Raw genomic sequence first — 16824 nt, 5'->3', positions numbered from 1 at the left:
GATGCGTAAAGCAAAGATCGTCCTTGTGGCGGATGTGATGACGAATGAGAAATTTGCCGGAAAGAGCTTGGCTGATGCCATTAACGCACACTCAATTAGTAGCGATCTCAGGGAATACTCACAGGGGATTCGTTGCCACTATGAAAGCGAACGGGTGCGTGAAGGCGTTATTCGCATTCGTTATACGAGTGAGTTAATCGACTTAACCCATTCAATTTCGATTGTTCACCGCTACTCCTTCCCGCTATTTCACGAATCACGCGAAAAAGGATTTATATTAACTCCTGAAAATCCAGTAGCTACGAGTGAAATCCTCATCGCGATCGGGGATTACAAGCAAAACTATTTTAATATAACCGTTCATGACAGTAGCCACTACATGATGCACTGTGATGTCTTAATCTATAATCACAAGGGCGAGTTAAAGCCTTATCATCTACCGGATGAACAGTTCATTTGTCCACTACAGGTAGAGGAATCCCTTGTAACAGAAGAGATGAATGAGGAAGGTGTGCCTGTTCTTCGTACGAAAGTGGTCTGCTCCAATGTAAAAGAGAAGCAGAAAATATTAGTCGGATATAACTCCACAGGCATTACCACAGAAGAGACGCACTATATTACCCCTGAGAAACCGGTGATCCTTTCAGAGGTACCGCTCAGAGAAAACCCGCAGTTAATCCCTGGCGATTTTTTGATCGGAATGACGGATGACCGTAATCGATTGTTGGTGAATGCACTGGCTCGATGTGAGGTGATCTACTCGTGATCGGTCAACAAATGGCTTTGCAAGAAGCGGTGGCAAAAGCCGAACAATGGCTGACAGTGAGAGAGTGGGAGAAAAATCACAATCATATTTTAATGGTAGCTGATGATGCATGGTTACAACAGCTATTGATCTTCCACTGTGCACAGCAGGCTCCTGCCAAAGTGGCAAAGTGGGAGAAAGGAGTGGAGGAGCGGCTCGCGCAAACGAAAAAAATACAGGTAGCGATCTCTTCTCCACGTACGCAGGAAGTAACGGAGTTTGTCCGAGTAGCCGATGAATTAATGGGCTATATCATGTTGGCGCACTTGCTTTATCGTCGCTATCCTACGGAAGCACGGACAAAGGAGTGGCTGGAGCAGGTACGGGCTGGTTTTGATGAACAGCAAACCGTTATCAGTAGAATGGGGCATCTGTACAGCTTCATGTATCGTTACAACTTCAAGAAGTGTGACCTTTCTCTTCCGGATTACTTTGTAACGACCGAGTCCTACAAGGGATTACCACCCGAAGTCGCCTTTCTTTTTCAATCTTATTACTATACGCACATCATATTGTGTGAGGCAGATATGCTAGAAAAACCGCGTGTGGATGAGACGAAGCACCGTCAGATTCTCTCTTACATCTATGAACAAAGTGAGTGGGTGATCCAACAAGGTCTTCACGATTTAGTGGGGGAGTTTGCCTTGTGCCTAGAAGTATGTGGGCAGTGGCAACACCCTGTGTACGAGAAATTAGTGGAACATTTAGTTACTTCGCAAGAAACAGCGGGAAATTGGGTTCATCCTACTTACGACTTGCGTATTCAACGTCATTGCACCTACTTAGGGATGTTAGCTTTAATGGGAGCACAGAGGAGAAGTGAGGATGAATGAGCTTATTAGAAGAAATAGAGGTCCTTTCAAAAGTGAGGAGAACCTCACCGCTGATCTCTATGCAAATGTGGATAGATGCAGGCAGTGCGGATGAAGGAGAAGATCAGTATGGCGTCGCTCATTTCCTAGAGCATTTATTTTTAGGTCAGAAAGGAAATCCGTCGTCTCCTCTCTACGATTTGGAGCAAGCGGGAGCGCTCCTGCATGGAATAACAGCCCGCGAATATACAGTGTATCAAATCACTTGTTTATCGAAGGATCTATCCATTGCAATAGAAGCTTTTCAGCAACTTACGACCCCTTTTTGGAATGAAGAGGCAATAAAACGAGAACGGGCGATTGTTCTTCATGAGCTCCGGATGCGTCAGGCTGATCCCAATTGGGTGTCAAGAGAACGCAAACTCTCGTCTCTGTGGAAGGAAGAGGCGTACCAACATCCAATTCTAGGAAGTAAGGATTCGATCGAGAAGATAGAGGAAGCAACTATTGCCGATTTTTTTCATCATTACTACCAAAAGCAAAACATGCTTTTTGTGATCACAGGGAATATAAAAGAGCCCATGTGGACGGAAGAAGGGAAGAAGAAACAAGGTAGAGCCTGGTCAGCGCAGAAAAGCAGGATTTCGCCTACATTCAGTCAGCAGGACGACCCGAAAAAATGGCAGGGAAATAAGCAAAAGGAAAAGCGTACGGTGACAGGTTGGATCGACTTTCAAACCGACTTCCGTTCTTATGTCCGCTCTACTCTTTTACAGGATGTAGCTGCACTGCAGGGAATGCAAATCGAACGAATGCCTACTCGCTTTGGTGGGGTGACGCTGGTATCTCATCGTGGAAAAGAAAAAACGCAAGTAGAGAAGTGGAACGGAGATCTGGACCCACTGCTTACCCAACTGACTTCAAGCGACTGGGAAGGGATAAAAAACCGACGCATGCGGCTATGGCATCGCAAACGGCAACGAATGGAATCATGGGCGATGCAGGTCGGGTTTGAATGGTTCTACTTTCAGCAGGTCGTTGGTGCGAAGGAATATGAGGAAATTCTTGATCAGATTGAGCTAATTGAACTGAAGTAGAGTATGAAAAATAAGCCGAGTAAGGGGGGCGGAGTAGCTTGGAAAAGTGGAAGCCGTTACAAGAGCATGGGAGAATCATTTATCAGCCGGATGATTCCCGGCTGATCGCTTTGGCTATTCTTTTTCCCAATCGTCTACTTGTTGACTGGAATCATCATCCCTTTCTCCCTTATATAATGGCGCAAGGGATGGTGAAGAGATGGAGGGAGAGTGTAGATCGGCGGTTGGGAGATTGTAAGCCCCTTTTTCGTCCGGACGTTTTTGGCATGTTGTTAGAAGTGATGCAGACAGATTTTCAACAAATTGCTGGACAGGTTGTGGATTTTTTTCAATCAGGGTCAGGGGCTAGGGAGGACGTTGCGATCGTACAGGGAGCGCCACAAAGCCACTCACGAGGGGTATTTTATCAATTGCAATCGGTCGGGCTTCACTATTTATTTCGGGATCATCTTTATCGGGAGCTTCTCCTTGAGGGTAACGCGCCTACTGAAAGGGTCATTCCAGATAGGGTACTGAAACGAGGGAGGGAGCAAGTAAATCTCTCTCATGCAACCCTCAGTCTATGTGGCTCCCTTTCCGATCAGGCTCTAGAGTCGTTCCTCACGAGTGTAGAAGCTAGTTTGCCTGAAGCAAATTTCGAAGAGGTACATGGAGAAGAGGCGGATGAAGAGGTGAATGTAGAGACTCCCCCCCTTGTTACTCAGGGAGAAGTACCGCCTGCTCGTCTTGTTACTCAAACTTCACCAGGTCAGGTACATCAGTTATTTGCATTCCAAGGGGTATCCCTTCGATCAGAGGACCGCTATGCCTTACACGTTGCTTGTGAAATGCTTAATGGAGCTGGAGGGAGATTTTATTACCGTTTGCGCGAGCGCGAACAGTTGGCTTATGCTTATCAGTTTTTTAGCAAGGAATTTGGAGATGGGGGTTACCTTACTGCTTACTTTCTCAGTCGTCCGGATGATGCAGACAAAATGAAGCACATATTTTCAGAAGAAGTGGAACGACTCAGCATCCATCCGTTTCCCCGCGCGGAAATGGAGCGTGCGCAATCTCGTCTAATCACTCGCTTTCATCACAAAAGTGAGTCTACGCTCGCGCAAGCTGTGATGAATGGAATGTTTAAATGCTTATCCATTTCACCACCAAGGTATATGGAGAAGATTCAGTCGGTTACTGCTGATGAGGTGAAACATGTGGTTTCCCGCTATGTACGGAAACATGACTACCAAGAATGGAATCATCTTATGAAGGATGCCCCCGTGTAAGCAGAGAGTAGGATAAAGGGATTTATCCTGGATGACATCCAGCACTCATGAAGGATGCATTTAGATGAGAGAACGACGGGGCTAACCCTAAGTGGAGAGAGGAGATCAGAACAGCATGAAAGCCGTAGAGATTCCGGTGGTAAGTGGAGCCCATCCTACTTATGGACACCTGCTTGAATGGAAAAAGGATCCGATTCAGCTGTTTACGCGAGCCGTTCAAGAGAAAAACGCAGATATCTATCACTTTAAGTTTGGCACTCACTCCTTTTATCTGGTTAATCGTCCTAGCTACGTGGAGCAGATTTTATTTAAGCAAATGGATCGTTTTGTGAAGCCGGATTTGGAAGAGTGGCGTCAAGTGATGGGGAATGGGTTGGTGACGGCGGAAGGAGAGCAATGGAAACGACAACGTCGTTTTCTGCAACCGTTATTTAATCCAGCACATCTTCGTCATTACGGTGGCCAGATTCAAGAGACCCTGCAACAATGGTTGCCTCGTTGGCAACAACAGAAAAAAGTGAAGCTTCTCGCAGAAATGAGCGATTTGACCATTGCTATCTCGCTAAAAATCTTCTTTGGCTTTACAGAGGATGTGGAGACGGAGCGCATTTTGGCGATTGTAGAGGTTTTTAACCGCTACACGTATGAAAGCAAGCAAACATCCGCGAAACGAAGCGAAGATGAATTTCAAGCAGCCGTAAAAGAGATGGAGAAGATCGTACAAAATGTCATACAGAGCGCAGAAAAAGGAGTGGAGGAGCGCAATGATCTGCTCTCCATGTTAGTAAAGCAGAAAAAAGAAGACGAAAGACATTTCACCGATCAACAGATCTATGATGAGGTGGTTACTCATCTAATAGCGGGTTACGAAACGACGGCAACCGCTTTGACATGGGCCCTCTATCATCTCATGACAAACCCAGATTGTTTAGCAAAAATGAAAGAAGAAATAGCGGAAAAAGTGGGTGATCGTTCGATATCGATTGACCATTTAACAAAGCTTCCTTATACCCAAGCGGTTATTAATGAGACGTTGCGTCGTACCCCTGTTGTATGGCTGATTGCTAGAAAATCGGTTCAATCCTTTCAATTGGAAGAGATGCAGTTCCCAGAAAACACTTATGTTTATCTGTCACCAGCTGTCCTGCACCAGAATCCATTCTATTTCTCTAACCCGGATGAGTTTTCCCCCGAGAGGTGGCTGGATGGCTTGGATCGCAGACTTCCTCCCTATGCGTATCTTCCTTTTGGAGGGGGACCTCGACTCTGTATCGGACGCAATCTTTTTCTACTAGAAGCGACACTCATCTTATGTGAACTGCTCCAACAGGTGGACTTTACCTTGGCTCCCCAGCAAGAAATCGTCCCGACGGCAGGTGTAACGTATTATCCCAAGAATGATATCGAAGTTACCATTATGCCACAGGAAAAGTTACGGGCTTGAGAATCTAGACTGCGCAAAGAGGGAGAGAGTGAGGGGAGAAAATGAGCATGGTAACGCAAGGAAAGGTGAACAAATTAGAGACGCACTACCCTCAAACCACGATGCAAATTGGCATACATGTGTTAAGCGAGTCAGAGGCCTTTCTTGAATCGGAAAAAGAGATCGTACGTATGAAAGGAGATCAATTCGCTCTTTTGAGGCAGGAGGTGCTACCTTATCTCAACGGATTCTATTCGATTCGTGACATTTTCCCCAAGGTGGAGAAAGTGATGAGGAAGGAAGATTTGACTGCGTTTCTCGAACTGTTAACAAAAAAAGGTTACCTCCACTGGAAGGAGGAAAGAGCCGTCCATCGTCCCATTTATTTCGTAGGAGAAGGGCGTCTGGCTGCCAGTTGGGTACACCATTTTCTCAAAAACAATCTACCATTCACACGGGTGTCTCTTCACTATTGGAAAGCAGAGTTGTCTCAAATGGATGAGCAAGGTTGGGTGGTAGTGGCATCCGATCTTCCTCAAGACCCTTTTTTCTTCCAGTTAAGTGACTGGTGCGTTGCCCAGGAGCGGTCATTTCTCTTTATGGGATTGGAACATAATCAGGAGGCGTTTATTGGTCCCTTGTGGTCGCATGAAGAAGTGAATGCTTGTTATCGCTGTTTGCAAATGCGACTAGAGATGAATGATCCGAAGCGAAAAGAATGGAAAAAGCTCCGCTCTTTACAGGAACAAGAGCAGTCTCCACCTCTTGTACAAACACGCTCTTCTACGTATATCTCGGATGTGGTACGTGAGGCATGGCAAGCGTGGAGCGGCTACCATGCGGAGAAGAAGGTGCACATCACCGATCATGTTTTATGGAAGGGTGATGGGAAGAGTGACAAGTGGAATAAGCATCGCATATTGCCCGTGCCAACCTGTTCTGCATGTGGTGAAAGAGCTTACAAGGAGATTGAGAGAATAAAAGCGAAGAATGATATTTTAGGGGCTGTGGATGAGAAAGTGGGACTGGTGAACAGGATTGTCGATATGAACAAAGATAGTGGAGAGAGGGCTTGCTATGCGGCCAGTGTCTTGGCTGATCTGGGTCAAATCAGTTCTACTTTCCGCCAGCGTACGGGAGCAGGGGCAGGAGAAAATAGGACCGTGGCGCAAGCGGCTGCTGTCGGAGAGGGATTGGAACGATTTGCTGCCTCTCTCTACGATCCCGAACAGCTGATATGGGCATCGTGGAAAGAAATCGCACGTGATCGTGAGGCCCTTCATCCTTCTTCCTTCCAATTTTACTCTGCCAAACAGCTGGAACAGCAGAATTTTCGTTTTCAAGCAATCGACGAAGACTCTCCTCTGCGTTGGACGAAAACCTATGACTGGGCAACCAAGCAAGATGTTTGGGTTCCAGCCGCTTTGGTTTATCTGCCCTACCGATATCGTAAAGGGGAAGCGAGGATCATGCCGGCCATCTCTACTGGCTTGGCGGCGGGACCCAATCTTGAGGCAGCCGTTCTAACCTCGCTGTATGAGGTAATAGAAAGGGATGCATTTTGTCATTCATGGCTTTTTCAGTTACCCTCCCGCGTGATTGCGGAAGAGTGGACCAAATCCTCTCAGGTTTATGGTGAAAATCAGCAAGGAGTAATCCGGCTGTATGATCTGTCCATTGACCTTCCTTTGCCAGCCATGTTTGTCACACTGGAGCGAGAACAGGTTTTTGCAATAGGTGGTGCGTGTCGCTTGGATCCGGTACAAGCGATAAATAAAGCTTGGTTGGAGGCCAATCAATCGGTTATCTATATTCAGGAATTGTTACACGCCTATCGTGAATGGGAGTTGGACGAGGATTTTCATACGGTAGATTCCTTTCAGAAGCACGCCATTTTGTATTCGAAGTATCCACACCTTAAGAAACAGGTTCCGTATTTACTCAATGGCGATTATATGAAGGGCTTAGTGCAGCGACAGAAAGGTTCCTATCAGCTTTTTAAGGGTGAGAAGCAAGAGGAATTAGAGAAGGTCGTCGCAATTCTAGGAGAGAGAGAGTTACCGGTGTTGGTGAAGGAGTGTACGACACCTGACCTCAAAAAATTAGGAGTGCACGTGACGCGTGTATTGATTCCAGGCTTTCAACATTTAATGGGGAATCACCAATATCGCTTGCTAGGTAACCCGCGGACAAGGGAAGTAGGCCGTTCGCTTCCTCTGTTAGACCAAGCACTAAACCCTTATCCACACCCTTTTCCTTAAAACAAAAGAAAGAGAAGGCGGGATAAAGTGAGAGACAGCAAAGAGAGAGCATCTAGTACGATCAAATTGACTTTTGTTATTCGTATCATTTGGAAAAGCTCACGTACCCTGTTCGCTTTTTTACCTTTCTACTTTCGCTATCAATGGCGTAAAAAGAAAGCCGTATCCAACTTTTGTACTGAATTAAAAAGAAGTGGGTTACCGGCTACTAAGGTAGAGGAGTTAGGTGAAATCTATCGGTCTACTTTTGTCGATCTCACCCCTGCGAATTGGCGAGGATATGGACGAAGAAAGAAGGAAAAGGCTACAGAATAAAAAAGGGAAGGAAGGAGGAGGGGATAAATAGAGAAAAGGTCTGGGGAACGAAAGGGTTGAGCGTCGGTCATCACGAGGAGAGGGGAGCGATCGATGCCGTAGTGGGATCATGATACTTGTGGAAGGAGAGAGGAAAGGTGGATATTAATGTGTTTCCAGTTGCTTGGTATGCGGTTGCATGGGCAAAAGAGATTAAAGACAAACCAAAGAAAGTGAGATTATTAGGAAAAGATTATGTTTTGTTTCGTGATCAGGGAGGAAAAATCCGGTGTCTAAATGCCTATTGTCCACACCGGGGAGCTGACTTGACGGTAGGATCTTGTATTCGTGAGGGGCGATTACAGTGTGGGTATCACGGTTGGCAGTTTACAGGGGACGGCACCTGTGTGAAAATCCCTGCCCATCCGGATAAACCGATTCCTGCGCTGGCTCATACCCGCTCTTATCCTGTGCAAGAGAAGGCGTCTCTTATTTGGCTCTATCCCTTGCAAGTGGAAGAAGAATCACGCTTGCCTCCGCTCCGTCTTTTCTCTGATTTGGATCAGCAGGAGTATATGTTTACACCTACTACGGCGACTTGGAATGCACATATTACGCGCGTCATTGAGAGTATATTGGACATGTCTCATCTCTATTTTGTTCATAAAAAAACGATTGGTCGTTACCTAAAACCAGAAGTAACAGACTTATCTTTTACAGTAACAGGGGATCACTGGGATATTCATATTGATGGAGCGCATATCGAATACCTCTTTCCTCAGCATATGATTCTGAGAAGATCCTGGGGAGGAAATCGTCGCTTTATTAACTACTATTGCTTTACGCCTATTGATAAAGGGCTTTCCACCCTCTTTTGTATTACAGGGCGTAATTTCGCAAAATATATCCCGGGTATGAATCAACTCTTTATGAAGTACAATGCGAAAATCTTTGATGAAGATAAGCCAATCGTAGAGAGCCAAAATCCCATCTCCATTCCGGAGATGCTGCAGTTGGAGGCACATGTGGATTCAGACGGACCGCAGGTTCGCTTCCGTCACAGATGGTATCAGTTTTTACGAAATGAAGAGGAGATGCGCATTGAGCTGGAAGAGAACGAGAGAGTGATCTTAGGGAGATAGGAACAGAGAGCAGCATAAGAGTTGTTGCAACCTTCTGTCTATCCCTTCGTGAATGAGACCACTTTTTCGGCATAAAAGGAGAGGATATAAGTATGGCGGACAAGCAGGGTGAAGGGCTATTTGAACCGTTGCCTCAAATCATGATCCGCATGCCTTTGCACTCGATCGATGAGTATCAACAAATATCTGGCGAAGAATCCCTCTTTAATCACTTACCAACGCTAGTGAAAGATCCTCTTGTGGGAGAAGCGTTGTATGTAGCCAACCCCCCTCTCTATGCACGCATGCAACGCATGGACCAGAAGAACCTCTCACCAAAGAAGAGAAAGCATATTCTTCATAGTCTGGCCCGCTATGCCCTACGGATGTCATCACGCCCCACCCCTTTTGGATTATTTGCTGGTATGGCGACGGGCAAACTTACGGAAAAAACGGAGTGGATGGTAGAGGAGAGGGCTAAGCATCGTAAGCAAGCACGAATAGATATGGGGTGGCTTCTTCAGTGGATAGAAGAGTTAGAGAGAAGACGTGAAGTGGTAAAACAATTAACGTTAAAAACCAATCCAACGATTACACTTTCAAGAGCAAAATACTATGTTGCTGTTACAACATTTAATAGGGGACAGGAAAAAGAGCAAGATAATAGAACCTACTTGCGTGCGACAAAAGAGTTGGAAACCACTTTTGCCTTAGCGAAACAAGGTCTTCCCTTTCCACTATTGTTGGAAGAGTTACAAGTTTCTTTTCCGCAGGCTCCTGATGCGAAGATTGAATCGTTTATACATAAATTGATTGAAGAAGAATTTCTGCTGACCTCGTTACGACCGGTCCTTTCCCAAACGGACCCACTGCCTCTCTTGTGGCGCCAATTGAAATCGCTTGTGGGGGTGGAAGAGGAGGTAGAATCTCTAGCCAAAATAACCGATGGATTGTCCAACTATCATCAGCAGTTTATAGGAAACGATCCTTTGTCTTTGCAACCAGTAGAGCGTGCGGCAAATTCCCTCTTCCCCGTTAATCGCCTTCCTCTACATGTGGATTTAAAACTAACAATGAAGGAGTTTGCCCTGCATAGACGAGTGGGTGAAGAAGTGGCAGCTGCAGCGGAATGTTTATGGCGTTTGGGAGTATTGGATAGAGGGAAACCGCATCTGCATGCGTATCATCAAGAATTTATAGAAAAATATGGGACGGACTGCGAAGTTCCGGTATTGGAACTGCTCGATGAGCATATTGGATTAGGGGCACCTGCTGGCTATCATTTTCCTAAAAGTCACCGTAAGGAAGGAAGGAAAGGGAAGATTTCGGAGCGGCGGGATAGCTTACTCCGTGATCTCGTACTAACGGCGGTTCGCCGAGGAGATCCGGAAATCGTGATCGATGATTCAATCATAGAGGAGTTGGCAGCGTGTTCTCCCCATATGGAGACAGCTCCGCATTCGATGGAGCTGATCGCCGAAGTGCTTGCTTCTTCTCCGCAAGCGATTGACGCTGGGGAATACTTGCTTATCTTAAGTCCCCATATGGGCACGCTAGCAGCCGGCCAAACGTTTGGGCGGTTTTTTCATCTATGTGAACCGGAGGTGCAAGCTTCTTTTGTGGAGTTGAATCGGGAAGAAGAAGAGAGCAACCCCCATCGTTGTTATACTGAGCTCCGTTATTTACCGGAAAACGGGCGTTATGCGAATGTCTTTTTGTGTCCACCAGTACGAAAAAGGGAACTCGCGCTCAATAGCTCAACTTCTTGCGTGAGCAACGAAGTCCCCTTAGAAGAAATTGTCGTTGGAGCCACATCTGAGCGCCTTTATCTTAAATTAAAAGAGAAGGAACAAGAGGTGATTTTGGATGTTCCGCACTCCATCAACCTAGCCACGACACCTAATCTCTTCCGCTTTCTGAGCGAGGTATCCCGACAACAGACAAGAGACTTTCTTCCCTTATCGCTAGGAAGTATAGACAAATGGCCTTACCTGCCTCGGCTTCGATATCGGCGCACGATCTTGCGTCCTGCTCGTTGGCGGTTAAGTCAATCGCTGTGGGAAGAAGGGATTTCGCTAGGTGAATGGAAAGCGCAATTGGCAAACTGGCAACAGGAGTGGTCTGTTCCGCGTTACGTCTATCTGGGAGAAGAGGATCAACGTTTGCTGTTAGATTTGACGTGTGATGATCATCTCCAACTCCTACAAGAAGAACTGGTGAAAAGGGATAGCGTTATTCTAACAGAGATGATAGGGACGTTGCAGGAAAGAGGGGTGCAAGATCCCTCTGGTCAAAGGTACATGACAGAGTGTGTTTTTCCTCTGAAAAAGAAAAAGAGTGCAACCCGAATGGCATCTCTTCCTCCATTCACGGGATTCTTTCGCTCCCTTTCTTCAGAGGAAGACCGAGTAAAAGTTCCAGGAAGTGAGTGGCTTTATTTTAAACTGTATTTGCCACCTGCCGAGGAGAATCTTTTTCTTCTTCATTCCCTCACTCCATTTATGAAGGAGTTAGCAAGAGGTGGTTGGATACAAGATTGGTACTTCCTGCGTTACAAAGACCCCGATGATCATTTGCGTGTGCGCTGTACGGGGGATCCGTTGATATTGGCACAAGAGGTGATCCCGCGCTTGCACAAATGGGTTACTCCTCTTGTGGAAAAGCGAGAGGTTACTCGCATCGTGTTGGATACTTATTCGAGAGAGATTGAGCGGTATGGTGGCCGTGAGTTGATAGCCGCAGCAGAGAGAGTGTTTGCGGTGGATAGTCAGGTAGTTGCCTACTTATTGCAATGGGAACGGGAGAATCGCTCGTTCTACCCTCTAGAAGTGATGGCCGCTATGAGCACGTTTACTTTGATGGAACAATACGGGTTGAAGTTATCAGCATGTATGCAGTGGTTTGAACGTTTTCGTGGGAAAGAAAAGTACCAATCTTCTTACCGGAAGTGGAAAGATCATTTGATAGGATGGTACTTCCCGCAGAAGCAGGTAGGCCAAAAAGAAAAGGAGCAACTTCTCTCTCTTTTTGAACGGAGAAGAGAAAAGGTAGGGGACTATGCGACACAATGGCAACATCACTATCAACGTCCTCTGACCGATAGCCGGAACTTAAAAGTATTGGCTAGCTTTACACATATGCATTGCAATCGTTTATTGGGAACAGGCCGTCAGCGAGAGGAAGAAGCGATGGCATTGGTTGCCCATACGATGGTAAGTGTGAAACATCTGCAGGCAAAAGAGAAAAAAGTTTAGAGAAAAATGAGCAAATGATTGAACCATTTTTCGCTTTGTACGACTGTATAAGTAGAGAGGTTAAGAAAGATAGAACAAGAGAACAGAACGTAGGATGTGGATGAGAGGTGGAGCAACAAGAAAGACAAAATCCCCCTTCTCCCAGTGAGAAACAATTACGAATATGGGTGAAGCAAACCAGCCAGGGGAACAAAGTAGCCTTTGAGTCGTTATACCAGGCATTTGTGGATAAGCTTTCTATCTACCTTTATCAACGTATTTCTGATAAGGAACAAGTTGTGGACTTATTGCAGGAAATTTTCTTGGCCATATGGACAAATGCAAAAAGCTATCGCGGGCAGTCGCCCGTCTCCGTCTGGGTTTATACGATTGCGCGCAACAAACGAATGGACCTGTTGCGGAGAAAGTATAAACATATCGAAAATATAGTGGATGAGTGGAAGTTGGAACTGGCCGACGAGAAGATGGAGCGAAGTGATTTTACCGAGCGAATCGCCTTTGACCTCACTCTGAAGGATGTGCGTGAGCAGCTTTCTCCGCAGGCGGAGGAACTACTCCATCTGGTATATGAACAAGGGTTTTCGTACAAAGAAATTGCCACTCTGCTTCATCTTCCAGAAGGAACGGTAAAAAGCCGTGTCTTTCATCTGAAGAAAAATTTAAAGAAGTTATGGTTAGAAACGGGGATGAAGAACAACCATGGATAAGTGTCAATCTTCCCAAGCGTTATTCCCTTTCTTGCTGAATCGGTCGGTGGACATTCGTGAGAAAGTAAACTTGTATCACCATCTGGCCCAATGCCCAGGGTGTCGCAGAGAATATGTCCTCATGCAAGAACTACAGAAAAAGGTGATGAGTGAATCACACGTAGTATTGACTCCCCAGGAAAAAGAGGAGTTGTTTCACCAAATATCCACTAAGATGGCCTCGTTTGAAGGGGAAGGGGAAAGAGAATGGGTGCATAGTGAGATAGATTGGAAGAAGAGTATTCCTCTTTTCCCAGTAGGTCGGATCGGCCGTTCCATCATGGATGCCTATCAGATGGAGCTTAAAAAAATCTATGGGCAGGCAGAACAAGTGGTGGATACATTAAATAAGGCCTATACCCGTCAGGCTTAATGGGCCTACCAACATGAGTTATATGAAGGAGAGAGCATGATGGCGTCGACAGATTATCAACATATTCCCGTAGAAGAGATTTCACAGCTACTAGAGATGACTTCACAAAAGCTACCTACTCTAATTAATCAACTTCTAGACACTCTCTATTCTCCTGAAGCAGGGAAGAATATAGGGAAAGCGGTAGGAGCGTTGTATAAAGAATTGGTGGATGCTGGTGTTCCGGTGGAGGTAGCATCCCAAATGGCTTCGGATTACATGATTTCATTGAAGGATTTGACGAAGCTAGAAGTTTCACGTGACGAGAGTTAAGGGGATTATTGAAAAAGGAGAGGGAGCCATGTTGACCGTAAAATCAACTGTAAAGAATTCTCCGATTCAAGGTGAAGGGCTTTTTCTGGAGGAAGAAGTGAAAAAGGGGGAAGTGATTGCAATCTTCCCCAAAGGAGCACGTTTTTTCTCGGAGGAGGAATATCAGAAAGAACAGTCTTTGAAAAATAAATTAATTATTATGACAGGTGTACGCTACATCGGTCAAGAGTTTTTATACGGAGAGGCAATTACGGAAGAGGAGTACATCAATCATTCCTTTGATCCAAGTGTTCTTTATCACTGTGGTATTTGTTTTGCCAAACGGGACTTAGTTCCTGGAGACGAAATCACCGTCAACTATCAGTATTTTCTTGCGAAAGACGATGTTTGCCGCTTTTACGATGCGAAGAGCAATCAATTGGTAGATGGTTTAGATGCAGAAAGTGCCTTGCATCAATCAACAGTGGAGCTATATCACTTGTTAAGAGAGAAGAGTCGCGAGAAAGCTCCCGTTTTAGCTGAGTGAGTGTAAGTGTGAAAATCCTTAAATTTAAGAAGATCATCTAGTTAGGTATAATATCTCCTACATCCGATTACCATTGATTAAAGAAGGAAAAATTCACGCTGGATGAAGACAAGGGATTCGATTACTCGTTTGATTAACTAGTTCGAGGTTAGTCGCACAGACAATCGTTTTCCCAAGTAGTGAAAGCCAGGAATGTTACCAGAGGCGAAGAGGAGAAGGAATACCAATGAGAGATGAGGGCAACAACGTCGTCTTATTTACTTATATTTCCTTTTCCTAATGAAGACTGGGCTTCGTCTCGGTAACTCTCTGGTGGTTGCCTCGATCTGTCTTACCCAATTGTCATAAACCGTGGAAAACCGGCTCTAGGATGAGCCGGTTTTAAGGTTGTCATGGATGAATAAGTCGACAGAGAGCAAACAGAAAGGGATTCTGATAGAGAGGGGTTCCTCTCTTCGTCTTATGAGGACTTAACCAATGGGAATATAGAGGTTCATTTCGCTCTCTTTTTTTTCAGGTCCAAAGAAACGAGGACCATAATATTCAAAATCGATGCCTTTACTAGCTTGCAACTGGTTTTGAGGTAACCAGGTTTCGTAGATATTTTCATAGGTTTGCCCCAACTTCTCGACTGACCCAAAGTGGGTGAAAATAGCGTATTTTTGTGCGGGGACGGTTACGCTCACCATTCCAGGGGGTAACTGGCTCATATCCGACTCATATCCTGCTGTGTAGAAGAAATCACCTTCTTCATCTATGGGCGTGCACACGCCATATGAAACAGAGGCGTCTCGCTTCTCCTTAATCTCATGTTGTCTCGATAGGAGCTGTTGCCAAATATCCGCAATACTATCTTGGCTTGAAGATTTCTGATACTCTATTCCTACAATAGTAAACCCACCTAAGGTTTTGATCTTTGGTATCATCATCATTCCTCCATTTAATGTTAGTCGTTCAATCGTTTCCTCGACTTGATTGAGTAATCTGCTTTTCCCCTCAATCTCTTTGCGTATCTCATCGGCATGTTCTCGCAAGACTTCCTTTACCTTCGCTTTATCTTTGATGGAACCATTTGCTTGCATTTCGCCGATTCGATCCAACCCTAGACCGATCGCGCGAAATAGTAATATCGTTCGTAGTACCCCGATCTGCTCCGGAGAATAATAGCGATACTGATTTTCTCCTACTTTGGCGGGAGAGAAAAGTCCGATAGCGTCATAATACCGTAAGGTTTTGGCAGAGATGTCGAACAAGCGCGCTAGTCGACCCACTGTAAGCATGATAGTCCTCCTTTCCATTCCTATCGTATAGGGTTCCCCTAGGGGAAAGGTCAAGTGCTTTTGAAAAAATGTTTTTGGTTCTAGTCCCCCATCATCGAAGATACCTGTTTTTCATCTTATGAAAGTTTCCGCCTAGTGTACAGTTGAGGCAAGAAACAAGGGCAAGAGACAGAATCTGTCTTCAACGGAGGGAACAGGCTCTGACTCTATCTAATTGTATAATAAAGTAGATATTTGATTAAATATTATGTATAGTAGATAATAATGTCTATGGGAGGCTAATCATGGAGCGAAAAGAGATAAGAGAATTACTTCGCCAGTTTGACATTGCATGGGATGAGTCTTACGCTACTTCTATCTATCCCTATGCACCTGTATTTCAATGTACTTACCTGGATCATGATGTGATCATCAAGCGTACAAGAAAAGATATCCAGGAAGCCGATCGCTTGAAACAATGGCTCCTCCATCTTGAAAATCAAGGGATTAAGGTTGTTACTCCATTTAAGGATAAGCCTTTTGTCTCTTTTGCTGAGCACACGTGGGTGATGTATCCCTATATTCATGGCCGAAAATATACAGGGTCACCCAATGATTTATATGAAGCAGGAAAACTCCTCGGACAACTGCACCAACAGCGAGAGGTCTATGATAGTGGTCGTTTTACATGGAATTCATTCGGAGAAGATTATAAAAAAGAGATCTCGTCTGATGTACTGACGATCAAGAGCTGGATTGGTGATCGGCCAGCATATAAAACATTTATATCGACTGCACATAGAATAGAAGCGTTTCTATCTACACGCTTACCCCAATTGCAACAGGAAGAACTACCGGTAGTAACAGCAAGTAGAGATTATAAGGCGAATAATTTGATTTTTGATGAAGACGGAAAACCAACTTTAGTCGATCCAGATAATGGTGGGATTATTCCTAGATTGATGGATTTAGCGATCGCTTGTGTCCTATTTCATAACGATGGCATAGACCTCACACCTGCCCGTCCGTTAACGCAGGGAGAGTGGAGTCAGTTTGTAACAGGTTACCAAGAGCATGTAACGTTAACCGACAGAGAAAAAGAGATTTGGGAAGAGATTCTCTTGTTCATGTACATTGACGAAGGATTGTGGCTCATTGTTGATTCACAAGAAGATGAAAATCCTAAGCAAAAAGAGTTTGCCTATTCCTTAACACAATTTGATGTTAGCCACTATAGAGTGTAGGTGTTACACTCTTTCTGTTACAGTACGAT

At 45.1% G+C, this 16824-nt stretch carries 15 protein-coding genes; 14 read left to right on the top strand and 1 reads right to left on the bottom strand.

Features of this window, described 5'->3' with window-relative positions:
- Nucleotide 1 precedes the first annotated feature (1 nt).
- The 13 genes from AC6RGY_RS15735 (at nucleotide 2) to AC6RGY_RS15675 (ending at nucleotide 14292) form a co-directional block, all read left to right on the top strand.
- Complete coding sequence (locus tag AC6RGY_RS15735) at nucleotides 2-766, top strand: DUF5944 family protein (RefSeq protein WP_499864623.1); 765 nt, start codon at nucleotides 2-4, stop codon at nucleotides 764-766.
- Nucleotides 763-1638, top strand: a complete 876-nt coding sequence (locus tag AC6RGY_RS15730; RefSeq protein ID WP_499864621.1) for a hypothetical protein — start codon at nucleotides 763-765, stop codon at nucleotides 1636-1638. The genes AC6RGY_RS15735 and AC6RGY_RS15730 overlap by 4 nt, the downstream gene beginning before the upstream one ends.
- Complete coding sequence (locus AC6RGY_RS15725) at nucleotides 1635-2714, top strand: M16 family metallopeptidase (protein ID WP_499864619.1); 1080 nt, start codon at nucleotides 1635-1637, stop codon at nucleotides 2712-2714. Before AC6RGY_RS15730 ends, AC6RGY_RS15725 begins: the two co-directional genes overlap by 4 nt.
- Before the next feature lie 38 nt (nucleotides 2715-2752).
- Nucleotides 2753-3982 carry a M16 family metallopeptidase gene (locus tag AC6RGY_RS15720; RefSeq protein WP_499864616.1) on the top strand — a complete coding sequence of 410 codons (1230 nt, stop codon included), beginning with the start codon at nucleotides 2753-2755 and terminating at the stop codon, nucleotides 3980-3982.
- Between the two features lie 115 nt (nucleotides 3983-4097).
- Entirely contained in the window at nucleotides 4098-5426 is a 1329-nt protein-coding gene (locus AC6RGY_RS15715; RefSeq protein WP_499864614.1) for a cytochrome P450, read from the top strand.
- 41 nt (nucleotides 5427-5467) lie between these two features.
- Nucleotides 5468-7666, top strand: a complete 2199-nt coding sequence (locus tag AC6RGY_RS15710) for a TOMM precursor leader peptide-binding protein (protein ID WP_499864612.1) — start codon at nucleotides 5468-5470, stop codon at nucleotides 7664-7666.
- A gap of 27 nt (nucleotides 7667-7693) precedes the next feature.
- Complete coding sequence (locus tag AC6RGY_RS15705) at nucleotides 7694-7981, top strand: hypothetical protein (RefSeq protein ID WP_499864610.1); 288 nt, start codon at nucleotides 7694-7696, stop codon at nucleotides 7979-7981.
- Nucleotides 7982-8118: 137 nt separating this feature from the next.
- Nucleotides 8119-9102: a Rieske 2Fe-2S domain-containing protein gene (locus AC6RGY_RS15700; protein WP_499864607.1), complete on the top strand. Its 984-nt coding sequence runs from the start codon at nucleotides 8119-8121 to the stop codon at nucleotides 9100-9102.
- 92 nt (nucleotides 9103-9194) lie between these two features.
- Nucleotides 9195-12335, top strand: a complete 3141-nt coding sequence (locus tag AC6RGY_RS15695; RefSeq protein ID WP_499864604.1) for a lantibiotic dehydratase — start codon at nucleotides 9195-9197, stop codon at nucleotides 12333-12335.
- Nucleotides 12336-12442: 107 nt separating this feature from the next.
- A complete protein-coding gene (locus AC6RGY_RS15690) occupies nucleotides 12443-13042 on the top strand; it encodes an RNA polymerase sigma factor (protein ID WP_499864602.1) in 600 nt (199 codons plus the stop codon).
- Nucleotides 13035-13454, top strand: coding sequence for a zf-HC2 domain-containing protein (locus AC6RGY_RS15685; RefSeq protein WP_499864599.1), 420 nt, complete (start codon nucleotides 13035-13037; stop codon nucleotides 13452-13454). The genes AC6RGY_RS15690 and AC6RGY_RS15685 overlap by 8 nt, the downstream gene beginning before the upstream one ends.
- A 39-nt stretch (nucleotides 13455-13493) precedes the next feature.
- A complete protein-coding gene (locus tag AC6RGY_RS15680; protein WP_499864597.1) occupies nucleotides 13494-13766 on the top strand; it encodes a hypothetical protein in 273 nt (90 codons plus the stop codon).
- Between the two features lie 28 nt (nucleotides 13767-13794).
- The gene (locus AC6RGY_RS15675) at nucleotides 13795-14292 is read left to right on the top strand and encodes an SET domain-containing protein-lysine N-methyltransferase (RefSeq protein ID WP_499864594.1); all 498 of its coding nucleotides are present in this window, start codon (nucleotides 13795-13797) and stop codon (nucleotides 14290-14292) included.
- A 470-nt stretch (nucleotides 14293-14762) separates the two neighbouring features.
- Here AC6RGY_RS15675 and AC6RGY_RS15670 read toward each other — a convergent pair whose 3' ends face one another.
- Nucleotides 14763-15572: an effector binding domain-containing protein gene (locus AC6RGY_RS15670; RefSeq protein WP_499864592.1), complete on the bottom strand. Its 810-nt coding sequence runs from the start codon at nucleotides 15570-15572 to the stop codon at nucleotides 14763-14765.
- A 284-nt stretch (nucleotides 15573-15856) separates the two neighbouring features.
- Between AC6RGY_RS15670 and AC6RGY_RS15665 the strand changes: the two genes are divergently transcribed.
- Entirely contained in the window at nucleotides 15857-16795 is a 939-nt protein-coding gene (locus AC6RGY_RS15665) for a phosphotransferase enzyme family protein (protein ID WP_499864590.1), read from the top strand.
- The last annotated feature ends 29 nt before the right edge of the window (nucleotides 16796-16824 follow it).

The sequence above is a fragment of the Mechercharimyces mesophilus genome, from assembly GCF_059818345.1.
The sequence above is the reverse complement of the archived record's forward strand: the minus strand, read 5'-3'. Positions and strand labels throughout refer to the sequence as shown.

Excerpts from the sequence above, each read along its gene's own strand:
- AC6RGY_RS15735 (WP_499864623.1), top strand. The coding sequence starts at position 2 with ATGCGTAAAGCAAAGATCGTCCTTGTGGCGGATGTGATGACGAATGAG.
- AC6RGY_RS15725 (WP_499864619.1), top strand. The coding sequence starts at position 1,635 with ATGAGCTTATTAGAAGAAATAGAGGTCCTTTCAAAAGTGAGGAGAACC.
- AC6RGY_RS15715 (WP_499864614.1), top strand. The coding sequence starts at position 4,098 with ATGAAAGCCGTAGAGATTCCGGTGGTAAGTGGAGCCCATCCTACTTAT.
- AC6RGY_RS15710 (WP_499864612.1), top strand. The coding sequence starts at position 5,468 with ATGAGCATGGTAACGCAAGGAAAGGTGAACAAATTAGAGACGCACTAC.
- AC6RGY_RS15695 (WP_499864604.1), top strand. The coding sequence starts at position 9,195 with ATGGCGGACAAGCAGGGTGAAGGGCTATTTGAACCGTTGCCTCAAATC.
- AC6RGY_RS15685 (WP_499864599.1), top strand. The coding sequence starts at position 13,035 with ATGGATAAGTGTCAATCTTCCCAAGCGTTATTCCCTTTCTTGCTGAAT.
- AC6RGY_RS15680 (WP_499864597.1), top strand. The coding sequence starts at position 13,494 with ATGGCGTCGACAGATTATCAACATATTCCCGTAGAAGAGATTTCACAG.
- AC6RGY_RS15675 (WP_499864594.1), top strand. The coding sequence starts at position 13,795 with ATGTTGACCGTAAAATCAACTGTAAAGAATTCTCCGATTCAAGGTGAA.
- AC6RGY_RS15670 (WP_499864592.1), bottom strand. The coding sequence starts at position 15,572 with ATGCTTACAGTGGGTCGACTAGCGCGCTTGTTCGACATCTCTGCCAAA.
- AC6RGY_RS15665 (WP_499864590.1), top strand. The coding sequence starts at position 15,857 with ATGGAGCGAAAAGAGATAAGAGAATTACTTCGCCAGTTTGACATTGCA.